The 12,956-nt window shown below is 68.8% G+C and carries 8 protein-coding genes; 6 read left to right on the forward strand and 2 right to left on the reverse strand.

Translation table 11 applies throughout. The annotated features are described in order from the left end of the window. Positions 1–100: 100 nt before the first annotated feature. The 3 genes from HWX03_RS07940 to HWX03_RS07950 all read left to right on the forward strand — a co-directional run bounded on the left by HWX03_RS07940 (position 101) and on the right by HWX03_RS07950 (position 4,607). Positions 101–1,852, forward strand: a complete 1,752-nt coding sequence (locus HWX03_RS07940) for an acyl-CoA dehydrogenase family protein (protein ID WP_175870913.1) — start codon at positions 101–103, stop codon at positions 1,850–1,852. Then, entirely contained in the window at positions 1,849–3,051 is a 1,203-nt protein-coding gene (locus tag HWX03_RS07945; RefSeq protein WP_175870914.1) for a CoA transferase, read from the forward strand. The genes HWX03_RS07940 and HWX03_RS07945 overlap by 4 nt, the downstream gene beginning before the upstream one ends. Positions 3,052–3,212: 161 nt before the next feature. Beyond that, positions 3,213–4,607 (forward strand): MFS transporter, encoded by a 1,395-nt coding sequence (locus tag HWX03_RS07950; RefSeq protein ID WP_175870915.1) that lies wholly within the window; start codon positions 3,213–3,215, stop codon positions 4,605–4,607. A gap of 159 nt (positions 4,608–4,766) precedes the next feature. On the opposite strand, the gene HWX03_RS07955 is transcribed toward HWX03_RS07950, so the two are convergent. Together HWX03_RS07955 and argA are read right to left on the reverse strand one after the other, a co-directional pair. Further along, complete coding sequence (locus HWX03_RS07955) at positions 4,767–5,042, reverse strand: oxidative damage protection protein (RefSeq protein WP_006478357.1); 276 nt, start codon at positions 5,040–5,042, stop codon at positions 4,767–4,769. A gap of 48 nt (positions 5,043–5,090) precedes the next feature. Beyond that, complete coding sequence (argA, locus tag HWX03_RS07960) at positions 5,091–6,470, reverse strand: amino-acid N-acetyltransferase (protein ID WP_174391077.1); 1,380 nt, start codon at positions 6,468–6,470, stop codon at positions 5,091–5,093. A 23-nt stretch (positions 6,471–6,493) separates the two neighbouring features. On the opposite strand from argA, the gene hrpA reads away from it, so the two are divergent. The 3 genes from hrpA (at position 6,494) to HWX03_RS07975 (ending at position 12,883) form a co-directional block, all read left to right on the forward strand. After that, positions 6,494–10,723, forward strand: a complete 4,230-nt coding sequence (gene hrpA / locus HWX03_RS07965) for an ATP-dependent RNA helicase HrpA (RefSeq protein WP_175870916.1) — start codon at positions 6,494–6,496, stop codon at positions 10,721–10,723. 179 nt (positions 10,724–10,902) lie between these two features. After that, positions 10,903–11,892, forward strand: coding sequence for a beta-propeller fold lactonase family protein (locus HWX03_RS07970; RefSeq protein WP_174391075.1), 990 nt, complete (start codon positions 10,903–10,905; stop codon positions 11,890–11,892). A gap of 16 nt (positions 11,893–11,908) precedes the next feature. Continuing rightward, positions 11,909–12,883, forward strand: a complete 975-nt coding sequence (locus HWX03_RS07975) for a sterol desaturase family protein (protein ID WP_175870917.1) — start codon at positions 11,909–11,911, stop codon at positions 12,881–12,883. Positions 12,884–12,956: the final 73 nt, after the last annotated feature.

The following is a 12,956-nucleotide window of genomic DNA, read 5'->3' on the forward strand; positions in this document are numbered from 1 at the left end:
CGATCGCGCGCCTACGCTCTGCGGGAGGCTTGACGCAGGACCGTCCGCGCGCTGCGGCACGCGGCCCGGCCGATGCGCAGGCAACCCAGGAGACGCACGCATGAACGATACCGCTCGCACGCCGGACACCGGCGCATCCAATATCCCCGACAGCCGGGGCATCAATTTCTTCACCGTCGATCCCGATCTCGGCGCGTTGCTGAAGCTGCATCTCGGCGACGCGCACTATGCCGAACTCGAGCCGCGGCTGCGCGCGCTCGGCGAGCGCGTATCGGGCGAACTCGACGAATGGGCATCGCGCGCGGACAAGCATCCGCCCGTGCTCGAGCAGCGCAACCGGCGCGGCGAGGCCGTGCAGAGGATCGACAAGGATCCGGCGTACGTCGCGCTCGAACGCGTCGCGTATGCGGAGCTCGGGCTCGCGTCGCTGAGTCATGGATCCGAAACCGTGCCGCCGCTCGTCAAGTACGCGCTGACGTTTCTGTTCGTGCAGGCGGAATTCGGGCTGTGCTGCCCGGTCAGCATGACCGATTCGCTGACGCGCACGCTGCGCCGCTTCGGCGATCCCGCGCTCGTCGCGCGCTACCTGCCGATGCTTGCGTCGCGCGACTTCGACACGCTGTACCAGGGCGCGATGTTCATGACCGAGCAGGCGGCCGGCTCCGATGTCGGCCGGATCGCGACGCGCGCGACCTGCGAAACCGACGCGCGCGGCGACACCGTCTGGCGCCTGACCGGCGACAAGTGGTTCTGCTCGAATGCGGACGCCGATCTCGCGATGGTGCTCGCGCGGCCCGACGGCGCGCCGGACGGCATCAAGGGCCTCGCGCTGTTCCTGCTGCCGAAGACGCTGCCGGATGGCACGCGCAACTGCTACCGGATCGTGCGCCTGAAGGACAAGCTCGGCAGCCGTTCGATGGCGAGCGGCGAGATCGCGCTCGAAGGCGCGCAGGCCTACCTGATCGGCGAGATCGGCCGCGGCTTTCACCAGATGGCCGACATGATCAACATGTCGCGTCTGTCGAACGGCGTGCGCGCGGCGGGGCTGATGCGGCGCGCGCTGAACGAAGCGCTGCACGTCGCCGCGCATCGCGACGCGTTCGGCCGCAAGCTGATCGAGATGCCGCTGATGCAGCGCCAGTTGATGAAGATGCTGCTGCCGGCCGAGGCCGCGCGCGCGATGTTCATGCAGATCGCGCTGCTGCTGCCGCAGGCCGATGCGGGCGACGAGCAGGCTGCGCGCTGCGTGCGGATCCTGACGCCGCTGATCAAGTTCCGCGCATGCCGCGACGCGCGCCGCGTGACGGGCGATGCGATGGAAGTGCGCGGCGGCACCGGCTATATCGAGGAATGGAGCGATGCGCGGCTCGTGCGCGACGCGCACCTCGGTTCGATCTGGGAAGGCACGAGCAACATCGTCGCGCTGGACGTCGCGCGCGCCGCGCAGCGCGAGCATGCGCTCGACGCGCTGCGCACGTTCCTCGGCGATCGTCTGGGCGTGGCGCCGCTGCCCGAGGCGAGCCGCACGGCGCTGCGGCGCATTCTCGCGCGGGCGTGCGATGCGCTCGTGCGGGTCGCTGAGGCAGGCGACGATGCGCGCGTGCGGCAGGCCGCGTCCGCGCTGTATTACGCGAGCGCGGCCGTGCTGATGGCGTGCGAGGGCGCACGGCTCGCGCCGGATTTCAGGCGTCTCGCGCTGGCGCACCTGATCGTGCGGCACAAGCTGCTGCCGGTCGATCCGCTCGCGCCTGCACCGCGCGACGACGAATCGGCCGCGTCCGACGCGCTGCTGCGCGGCCTGCCGGTCGCGCTCGACATGGCGCTCGACCTGCTGCCGGAGGTCGAGCGATGAGCGCGACGCGTGGCGCACTGGACGGCCTGAAGGTCGTCGACCTGAGCCGGGTGCTCGGCGGCCCGTACTGCACGCAGGCGCTCGCCGATCACGGTGCGACGGTGGTCAAGATCGAGCCGCCCGACGGCGACGAGACGCGCGGCTGGGGGCCGCCGTTCCTCGGCGACACGGCCTGGTATTTCATGGGCGTGAACCGCAACAAGGAAGGGCTCGCGCTCGACCTGTCGCGAGACGAAGGGCGGGCGATCCTGTGGCGCCTGCTCGAAGAGGCCGACGTGCTCGTCGAGAATTTCAAGCCGGGCACGCTCGCGCGCTGGGGCATGGACTACGCACGCGACCTGCAGCCGCGCTTCCCGCGCCTGATCCACTGTGCGGTGACGGGCTTCGGCGACGACGGTCCGCTCGGCGGCCTGCCGGGCTACGACGCGGTGATCCAGGCGATGGCCGGGCTGATGAGCGTGAACGGCGAACGCGATGGCGGCGCGACGCGCATCGGTTTGCCGATCGTCGACATGGTCACGGGGCTCAACGCGCTCGCCGGCATCCTGCTGGCGCTCGCGGAGCGCGAGAAGAGCGGGCGCGGGCAGTCGATCGACGTGGCGCTGTACGACTGCGGCGTGTCGCTGCTGCATCCGCACCTGCCGAACTTCTTCGGTTCGGGCCGCGTGCCGGAACGCAGCGGCAACGCGCATCCGAACATCGCGCCGTACGACAGCTATCGCACGGCCACCGTGCCGATCTTCCTCGCGGTCGGCAACGACCGGCAGTTCGCGCGGCTTGTCGCGCATCTCGGTGCGCCGGCGCTCGCCAGCGACCCGCGCTTCGTCGATAACCGCAGCCGCTGCGCGCACCGGCCGCAGTTGAAGGTCGAACTGGAAGCGCGGCTCGCCGCGCACGCGTGCGAGCCGCTCGCGCGCGACCTGATGGCGGCCGGCGTGCCGTGCGGGCCGGTGCGCACGGTGGCCGACGTCGCGCACGATCCGCATGCGCTGCACCGCGAGCTGTTCGTCGAGATCGGTGCGTATCGCGGCACCGCGTCGCCGGTGAAGCTGTCGCGCACACCGGCCACCTACCGGTCGGCGCCGCCCGCGCTCGGCCGCGACACGCGTGCGGTGCTCGATCGGCTCGGCGTCGATCGCGCGCTTCAGCAGCAACTGCTCGATGCCGGCGTGCTGAAGGTCGCGCCCGACCAGACGTGACGGACCAAGGGGCGCCCGCAGATGAACGTCGTCCCGAACCGACCGATCGCAACGTCGACATCAAGCAACGCAACGTAGAGCAACCCCGCCAGCCGGCGAAGGCCGGCCATCCGGCAAGGCGCGCGACAGTCGCGCCCCTGATCATCAACATGGAGACCTCGATGAGCCGTCCGCAATCCCCGCCTGCCGCGCAGCCGCGGCCTGGCCGCGCCGCCCTTGCGGCGTTCGTCGGCACCACGATCGAGTGGTACGACTTCTACATCTACGGCACCGCCGCGGCGCTCGTGTTCGGCAAGGTGTTCTTTTCGAGCACGATGGATCCCGGCGTCGCGACGCTGCTCGCGTTCGTCACGTTCTGGGCCGGCTTCGCCGCGCGGCCGCTCGGCGGCATCGTGTTCGGCCATCTCGGCGATCGCGTCGGCCGCAAGACCGCGCTCGTGATCACGCTGGTGATGATGGGGCTCGCGACGACCGGCATCGGCCTGCTGCCCGGCTATGCGTCGATCGGCGTCTGGGCGCCCGTGGGCCTCGTCGTGCTGCGCGTGCTGCAGGGCATCGCGGTCGGCGGCGAGTGGGGCGGCGCGGTGCTGATCGCAAGCGAGAATGCGCCGAAGCATCGCAGCATCCTGTATGCGGCATTCGCGCAGCAGGGCTCGCCCACCGGCAACCTGCTGGCCACGGCCGCGTTCTTCGCGTTGAGCGCGCTGCCGACGCCGTCGTTCCTGATGTGGGGCTGGCGCATTCCGTTCCTGCTGTCGGCCGTGCTCGTGATCATCGGCATGGTGATCCGGCTGAGGCTCGAGGAGTCGGTCGACATGCAGCGCGTGCTCGCGCGCAAGCGCACGGTGAAGCTGCCGCTGCGCGACGTCGTACGCGATCACTGGGTCGTCGTGCTGCTCGCGGCCGGCACGCTGCCGGTGATCAACGTCACGTATTTCCGCAGCACGTTCGCGCTGTCGTGGGCGACGAAGACGCTCGGTTACGCGCAGGGCACGTTCCTTGGCATCCTGTCGATCTCGCTCGTCGTGCAGTTCCTGATGCAGCCGGTCGGCGCGTGGTTCGTGTCGAAGGTCGACATGCGGCGCGCGATGTGCTGGATCCTGATCCCGGAAATCGTGCTGATGCCGGTGATGTTCCATGCGCTCGCGACGCGTTCGTACTGGGTCGCCGTCGCCGGCATGTGCATTTCGACGATCCCGTCGGCGATGTTCTACGGCGCAGTCGGCGGCGTGCTCGCGCGCGTGTTTCCGGCCAACATCCGCTATACCGGCCTGTCGCTTGCGTATCAGTTGAGCGCGCTCGTCGTCGGGGGCGGCACGCCGGTGCTCGCGCAGGCGATCCTCAATGAGACCGGCAGCATCGTCGGCGTCGCGATCGCGTCGGGGCTGTACGCGCTCGTGTCGCTCGTGTGCATGCTGGCGCTGCTGAATCGCACCGGGTATCGCGCGGACGAACTGTCGACGGCCGAGCGCAGCGATGCGGCGGAATGGGGCACGGAAGGCGCCGGCGCGGGCGCGCCGCCGGACGAGCGCGGCACGTTGAAACCGGTGGGATGAGTCGGGCACGCCGGCTCGTCCGGGCGCCATTGAGCGCGCGCCGGCGGCTCCGCGTCGATTGCGCTCCCCAAAAGCAAACGGCACCGTGCGATTGCACGGTGCCGTTTGCTTGATTCGCGCGACGAGGCCGGCGCGGCCGGCCTGTGCGATTCGCGGCGCTCAGCCTTCCGTCGGCGGCACGTAGCCGGACGCCTGGTCCGCGCCGTCGCCGAAGAAGTACTTCTCGGTCTGCTTCATCAGGTACTGGCGCGCGCGCGGGTCGGCCATGTTCAGGCGGTTTTCGTTGATCAGCATCGTTTGCTGCTTGAGCCAGCCTTGCCACGCTTCCTTCGAGACGCTCTCGTAAATGCGCTTGCCGAGTTCGCCCGGCAGCGGCGGGAAATCGAGACCTTCGGCTTCCTTGCCGAGCTTCGCGCATTGGATCATTCGAGCCATCGTGTACTTCTCCTGTAATCGGACTGGGGGAGGGCAGTCGTGCTGCGCTCAGAGCTGCTTCATCAGCACGAGCGACTTGCGCTGCCAGTTATAGAGTTTGCGGCGGTCTTCCGGCAGGTCGTCGACGCTGACCTTGACGAAGCCGCGCTTGAGGAACCAGTGCTCGGTGCGCGTCGTGAGCACGAAGATGTGCGTGAGGCCGCGCGCGCGGGCGCGCTGCTCGATGCGCTTGAGCAGGCGCTCGCCGTCGCCCGAGCCCTGCGCTTCGGGCGCGACCGTCAGGCACGCCATCTCGCCGATCTTTTCCTGCTGGTACGGGTACAGTGCCGCGCAGCCGAACAGCACGCCATCGTGCTCGATCACCGAGAAGTGGTCGATGTCGCGTTCGATCTGGTGGCGGCCGCGCCGCACCAGCGTGCCGTCGGATTCGAGCGGCTCGATCAGCGACAGGATGCCGCCGACGTCGTCCGGCGTCGCTTCGCGCAGGCTCTCGAGGTTCTCGTACGAGATCATCGTGCCGACGCCGTCGTGCAGGAACAGTTCGAGCAGCATGCTGCCGTCGAGCGACTGCGGAATCAGGTGGGCCCGGGTCACGCCGCCGCGGCACGCGCGGATCGAGTGCTTCAGGAAGAACGCGTCGTCGCCCTGGACGTTGCCGGAATCGAGCAGCTCGGCCGCCGCGTCGAGCGACATTTCACGCACCAGCTCGCCTTCGTCGTCGACGATGCCGGGCCCGTCGGTCAGGAAGATGATCTTGTCGGCGCGCAGCGCGATCGCGGCCGCCGACGCAACGTCTTCCATCGACAGGTTGAATGCCTCGCCGGTCGGCGAGAAACCGAGTGGCGACAGCAGCACGAGCTTGCGGCTCGCGAGCGAATGACGGATCGATTCGGCGTCGATCTTGCGCACGATGCCCGTGTGCGCGAAATCGACCCCGTCGAGAATTCCCACCGGCCGCGCGGTCACGAAGTTGCCCGACACAACGCTGATGTGCGCGTGCGCCATCGGCGAGTTCGGCAGACCCTGGCTGATCGCGGCCTCGATGTCGAGACGCACTTCGCCGGCCGCTTCCTTCGCGGATTCGAGCGCGCGCGCATCGGTGATGCGCAGCCCGTGCGAAAACTCGGATTCGACACCATGTAGGCTCAACTGCTCCTCGACCTGCGGCCGCGAGCCGTGCACCAGCACGATCTGGATGCCCATCGCCTGCAACAGCGCGATGTCGGACACGAGCGCGTTCAGCAGCCCCTGCTGCACCACCTCGCCGCCGAACCCCACGACGAACGTGCTGTTGCGGAACTTGTGGATATAGGGCGCGACGGAGCGCATCCAGTCGACGAACTGCGCGTGGCTGGCGGCCGAATCGTCGGCGGCCGGCGGCGTCGCGGCGCCGGTCTGGGCGGGAGGGAGGTCGGTTTGGGAATTCATGGCCGGGATTATAATGCGCCCCCATGTCGAATGTTTCTAAAAGTCCCGCGCCGACGCGGGCCAATACGCCGTCGGCGAAGCACCCGGATGGTGCGGCCGATGCGCGCGAGCAGCCGGGCCAGCCGCCGCGCCAGCAGCAGGAAAAGCCGGCGGGCACGCCGGCACCCGCGCCGCGTGGGCCGCGCAATGACGAACGGCGCGGCGATGCGCGCCAGCCGGCCGCGAAGGGCGCGCCGCAAGCAACGGGCGAGCGCGCCCCGCGCCGCGAGCGTGCGCCGCGCGCCGCCGTCCCGCCGAATCCCGTTCCGCCGATCACGTACCCCGAAAGCCTGCCCGTGTCGGGCAGGCGCGACGAAATCGCGCGTGCGATCGCCGGTCATCAGGTCGTCATCGTCTGCGGCGAAACCGGCTCGGGCAAGACCACGCAGTTGCCGAAGATCTGTCTCGAGCTCGGCCGCGGCCTCGGTGCCGGCGGCACGGGCCTGATCGGCCATACGCAGCCGCGCCGGCTGGCCGCGTCGTCGACCGGCCGCCGGATCGCCGAGGAACTCGGCACGCCGTTCGGCGAGGTGGTCGGCTACAAGGTGCGCTTCACCGACAATCTCGCGCCGGGCGCGTCCGTCAAGCTGATGACGGACGGCATCCTGCTCGCCGAGACGCAGACCGACCCGTTGCTGAAGGCGTACGACACGCTGATCATCGACGAGGCGCACGAGCGCAGCCTGAACATCGACTTCCTGCTCGGCTATCTGAAGGAAATCCTGCCGAGGCGGCCGGATCTGAAGCTGATCGTCACGTCCGCGACGATCGACGCCGATCGCTTCGCGCGCCATTTCGGCACCGACGAACGTCCGGCGCCGGTGATCGAGGTGAGCGGGCGGCTGTATCCGGTCGAGATGCGCTACCGCCCGGTGGCCGAGGATCGCCCGGCCGTGAAGAATGCCGAAGGTACCGGCGGCGGCCGCGATCGCGTGAAGACCGCGCGCGAGGCCGAGCGCGACCTGATGGACGCGATCGTCGACGCGGTCGACGAGCTGTGCCGCGAAGGCCCCGGCGACGTGCTGGTGTTCCTGCCCGGCGAGCGCGAGATCCGCGAGGCGGCCGAGGCGCTGCGCAAGCACCATCCGCCGCATACCGAGATCCTGCCGTTGTTCGCGCGGCTCTCGGCGGCCGACCAGGACAAGGTGTTCAAGGCGTCGAACGCGCGCCGGATCGTGCTGGCGACCAACGTGGCCGAAACCTCGCTGACGGTGCCGGGTATCCGCTACGTGGTCGATACCGGTCTCGCGCGCGTGAAGCGCTATTCGTACCGGAACAAGGTCGAGCAGCTGCAGGTCGAGTCGATCTCGCAGGCCGCCGCGAACCAGCGCGCGGGCCGCTGCGGCCGCGTGGCCGACGGCGTGTGCATCCGCTTGTACGAGGAAAGCGACTACCAGGCGCGCGCGCGCTTCACCGATCCGGAAATCCTGCGCTCGTCGCTCGCGTCGGTGATCCTGCGGATGAAGTCGCTGCACCTGACGGCGATCGAATCGTTCCCGTTCCTCGAACCGCCGCCCGGCCGTGCGATCGCGGACGGTTATCAGTTGCTCAACGAGCTCGGCGCGGTCGATGACGACAACGCGCTGACGCCGCTCGGCCGCGAGTTGGCGCGGTTGCCGCTCGACCCGCGCGTCGGCCGGATGATTCTCGCCGCGCGCGACCAGCAGTCGCTGCGCGAGGTGCTGATCATCGCGAGCGCGCTGTCCGTGCAGGACCCGCGCGACCGCCCGATCGAAGCGCAGGAGCAGGCCGACCAGGCGCACCGCCGGTTCGCCGACGAGCGTTCCGAATTCCTGCAGTGGCTGAAGATCTGGGCGTGGTTCGAAGAGGCCGTCGCGCACAAGAAGTCGAATCGCCAGCTGATCGACGCGTGCCGGCAGAATTTCCTGTCGCACCTGCGGCTGCGCGAATGGCGCGATGTCCATTCGCAGTTGCTGACCGTCGTGCGCGAGCACGGCTGGCGGCTCAACGAAGTCGAGGCCACGCACGAGCAGATCCATCTGGCCCTGTTGACGGGCCTGCTCGGCAACCTCGGGATGAAGGCCGACGACGATCCGCACTACCTCGGCGCGCGCGGCATCAAGTTCTACCTGTGGCCGGGCTCCGCGCTCGCGAAGAAGGCCGGCCGCTGGGTGATGGCGGCCGAGCTCGTCGAGACGAGCCGGCTGTATGCGCGCTGCCTCGCGAAGATCGAGCCGGAGTGGGTCGAGAAGATCGGCGCGCATCTGCTGAAGAAATCGCTGTCGGAACCGCACTGGGAAAAGCGTCCGGCGCAGGTCAGCGCGTTCGAGCGCGCGACGCTGTACGGGCTGCCGATCTACCACCGGCGGCGCGTCGCGTTCGGCCAGCAGGACCCGGCGCGCGCCCGCGAGCTGTTCATCCGCGGCGCGCTGGTGGAAGGCGAGTTCGACACGAAGCTGCCGTTCTTCGCGCACAACCGCAAGCTGCTCGCCGATATCGAGCAGCTCGAGCACAAGTCGCGCCGCCAGGACGTGCTGGTCGACGACGAACTGATCTACGCGTTCTACGACCAGGCGATTCCGGAAGGCGTCCACACGGGCGCCGCGTTCGAGCGCTGGTATCGCGACGAGGTGAAGAAGGGCGGCCAGGCGGAGGACAAGCAGCGGCTGCTGTACCTGTCGCGCGACGACCTGATGCGCCACGAGGCGGCCGGCGTGACGACCGACCTGTTCCCGAAGCGCGCGACGATGGCCGGCGTCGAGATGGCGCTCACGTACCACTTCGAGCCCGGCACGCCGCGCGACGGCGTGACGCTCGCGGTACCGCTCTTCGCGCTGAACCAGGTCGACGCGCGCCGCTGCGAGTGGCTCGTGCCGGGGATGCTGAAGGAAAAGGTGCAATTGCTGCTGAAGTCGCTGCCGCAGAAGCTGCGCCGGCACTGCGTGCCGCTGCCCGAGTACGCGGCCGGCTTCGTCGAGCGGATGGGCCGCGAGCGTTTCGGTGCGGGCGGGCTCGTCGAGGCGCTGATCGCCGACGTGCGCGGCGAGACGCAGGTCGCGATGAAAACAGCCGACTTCAAGCTCGAGACGCTGCCCGCGCACCTGTTCATGAATTTCAAGGTGATCGACGAGCACGGCCGCCAGCTCGCGATGGGGCGCAATCTCGCGCAACTGCGCCAGGAGCTCGGCGCGCAGGCGCAGCAGCAGTTCCAGAAGATCGCGGCGGCGTCGACGATCGCACCCGGCGGCGACGCCGAGGCCGGTCAGGCGATCGGCCAAGCGCCCGCGTTGGGTGTTGCGGCCGCGTCGCCTACCGCGCCAGGTGCTGCCGCCCGCGGCGCGAAAGCCGGCAAGGGCGCGGCGCCGCAGACGGCCGCCCCGGCGGAAACCGGCGCGACGGCGCTGTACGAGAACCTGACGACGTGGAATTTCGGCAAGCTGCCCGAGCTGCTGGAAATCCGCCGACGCGGCCAGACGCTGTACGGCTATCCGGCGCTCGTCGACCGCGGCACGCATTGCGACGTCGAGGTGTTCGATTCGCCGGAGGAGGCCGCGCGCATCCACCGGGCCGGCTTGCGGCGCCTCTTCGCGCTGCAGCTGAAGGAGCCGATCAAGTTCCTCGAAAAGAACCTGCCGGGCCTGCGCGAGATGGCGATGCAGTACATGTCGCTCGGCACGCAGGACGAGCTGCGCGACCAGCTGATCGACACGGCGCTCGACCGCGCGTGCCTGCAGGACCCGCTGCCCGACGACGACGCGAGTTTCCACGCGCGCCGCGACGAGGGCAGGAGCCGCCTGAACCTGCTCGCGCAGGAAATCGCGCGGCTCGTCGGGCAGATCCTGGCCGAATACGCGGGCCTCGTGAAGAAGCTCGCGCAGGCGAAGCCGTTCGCGCAGGCCCATGCGGACCTGCAGCAGCAACTGGCCGCGCTGGTCGGCAAGCGCTTCGTGATCGACACGCCTTACGCGCAGCTTGCGCATTTCCCGCGCTACCTGAAGGGCATCGCGCTGCGGATCGACAAGCTGAAGGCCGATCCGGCGCGCGACGCGAAACAGTCGGCCGACCTGCTGCCGCTCGCCCAGCAGTACCAGCGCGCGGTGTCGCAGCGCGGCGGCGTCGCCGATGCGCGGCTCGCGGAATTCCGCTGGCTGCTCGAGGAATTGCGGATTTCGCTGTTCGCGCAGGAACTGCGCACGCCGATGCCGGTCTCTGTCAAGCGTCTGCACAAGGTCTGGGAGTCGATGCAGCGCTAGCGCAACATCGGTTCGCCGGCCCGCCCCGGCGGCCGCCCGGGGCCTGCACCGCAGCGCCTGCCGCGGCGGCCCGTCCGGCAGGCGGGGCGTGCGTCGAAGTGGCGCAATGCCGGCATGGGTCAACCGGAGGGGCCCGCCGAACGTTCTACAATGACTGCTGTTCCACGACGTGAGTCTTCATGCGCACTTTCCTTTCCTTCGGCCGCACGCTTGCGCTGGCCGCCGCCGTGCTGGCGCCCGCCGCACACGCGAATAACGTGATCGTCCTCAATTCGGCCGAAGCGACGCTTTCCCTGATCGACCAGCAGACCCGCGAAGTCGTTTCCACGATGCCGACCGGCAAGGAACCGCACCATTTGATGGCGACGCCCGACAATGCGTCGCTGATCGTCGCGAATTCGGTCTCGAACAGCCTGATGTTCCTCGATCCGAAGACGGGCAAGCTGCAGCGCACCGTCGAAGGGATCGACGATCCTTACCAGCTCGGCTTCTCGCCCGACCGCAAGTGGTTCGCGGCGGCCGGCCTGCGGCTCGACCGCGTCGACATCTACGGCTACGACGGCCGCGACCTGCGCCTCGTGAAGCGCGTGCCGCTCGCGGTGATGCCGAGCCACCTCGCGTTCACGAAGGACAGCAAGACGCTGCTCGTGTCGCTGCAGGTGTCCGGCGAGATCGCGGCGATCGACCTGCCGACGCAGACGGTCAAGTGGAAGATGAAGGTCGGCAAGGTGCCGGCCGGCCTGTGGCTCACGCCGGACGACAAATTCGTGCTGGTCGGGATGACCGGCGCGGATTACGTCGCGGTCGTCGACTGGCGCAACCAGAAGGTCGTCAAGCAGATCTACACGGGCAAGGGCGCGCACAACTTCCGCTCGCTCGCCGACGGCACGCACGTCGCGGTCACCAACCGCGTCGCGAACACGATCAGCATCATCGACGAGAACACGCTCACCAACGTCGGCGACATCACCGGCCTGCTGCCGGGGCCCGACGACATGGAGCTGTCCGCCGACAAGAAGACGCTGTGGGTGACGTTCCGCTTCGCGAAGAAGGTCGGGATCATCGATCTGGCTTCGCGCAAGCTGGTGCAGACGATCGCCGTCGGCCGCTCGCCGCACGGCATCTACTTCTACGACCGCGCGCCGTGGAAGGCGGCGAACGGCGCGTGACGGGCGGAGGCGAACGATGCTGCACCTGATCGATGCGTTCGTGTCGGACATCCAGACCTGGCTGTACGTCGACGTCGTGCAGCCGCTCCTCTTCAAGTTCAACCTGATGGACTATGACGAGGACACCTACGACGCGCTGTACTGGGTGATCATCGGCGCGCTGCAGATGGTGCTGATGTTCGCGCTGCTGCGCCCGCTCGAGGCGCTGCTGCCGATCGAGCGCTGGAAGAACCGCCGCGCGGTGCGGGTCGACGTGATCTACACGGCGATCTCGAAGCTCGGCATCTACACGCTGTTCTTCTTCTTCGCGCTGCAGCCGGTGTTCGACAACTTCCAGGCGTGGCTGCGCCTGCATGGCGTCGCGAACGTCAACCTCGACTATCTGTGGCCGGGCGTGACCTCGCAGCCGATCGTCGCGTTCGCGATCTACCTCGTCGTGCTCGACTTCGCCGGCTACTGGTATCACCGCTGGCAGCACAAGTTCGGCATCTGGTGGGAGCTGCACGCCGTGCATCACAGCCAGCGGCAGATGTCGCTGTGGTGCGACGACCGCAACCACCTGCTCGACGACGTGCTCCAGTCGTGCTTCTTCGCGGCGATCGCGCTCGTGATCGGCGTGACGCCGTCGCAGTTCGTGGTGCTCACCGCGGTCACGAACTTCATGCAGAGCATCCAGCATACGAATGCGCGGCTGCCGTTCGGCCGCATCGGCGAGCGCCTGCTCGTCAGCCCGATCTTCCACCGCCGGCACCATGCGGTCGGCTATGGCCACGAAGGCACCAAGTACGGCTGCAACTTCGGCGTGCTGTTCCCGTGGTGGGACATGATGTTCGGCACCGCGTCGTGGAACCGCACGGTCGAGCCGACCGGCATCCGCGAGCAGGTCGAGGGCGTGTCCTATGGCGACGGCTTCTGGTCGCAGCACGGCCTGGCGTTCGTGCGGATCTTCCGGCGCCTGTTCCCCGCGAAGCGCGGCGCGGCGTCGGCCTGATCCCCATCCCCGATCGGGCCTTTCTCCCGTTGAACGGCTTTCCCACACGGCCCGCATGCGCTTTGGCGCATGC

The sequence above is a fragment of the Burkholderia sp. BCC0397 genome, assembly GCF_902832865.1.
Classification (GTDB): domain Bacteria; phylum Pseudomonadota; class Gammaproteobacteria; order Burkholderiales; family Burkholderiaceae; genus Burkholderia.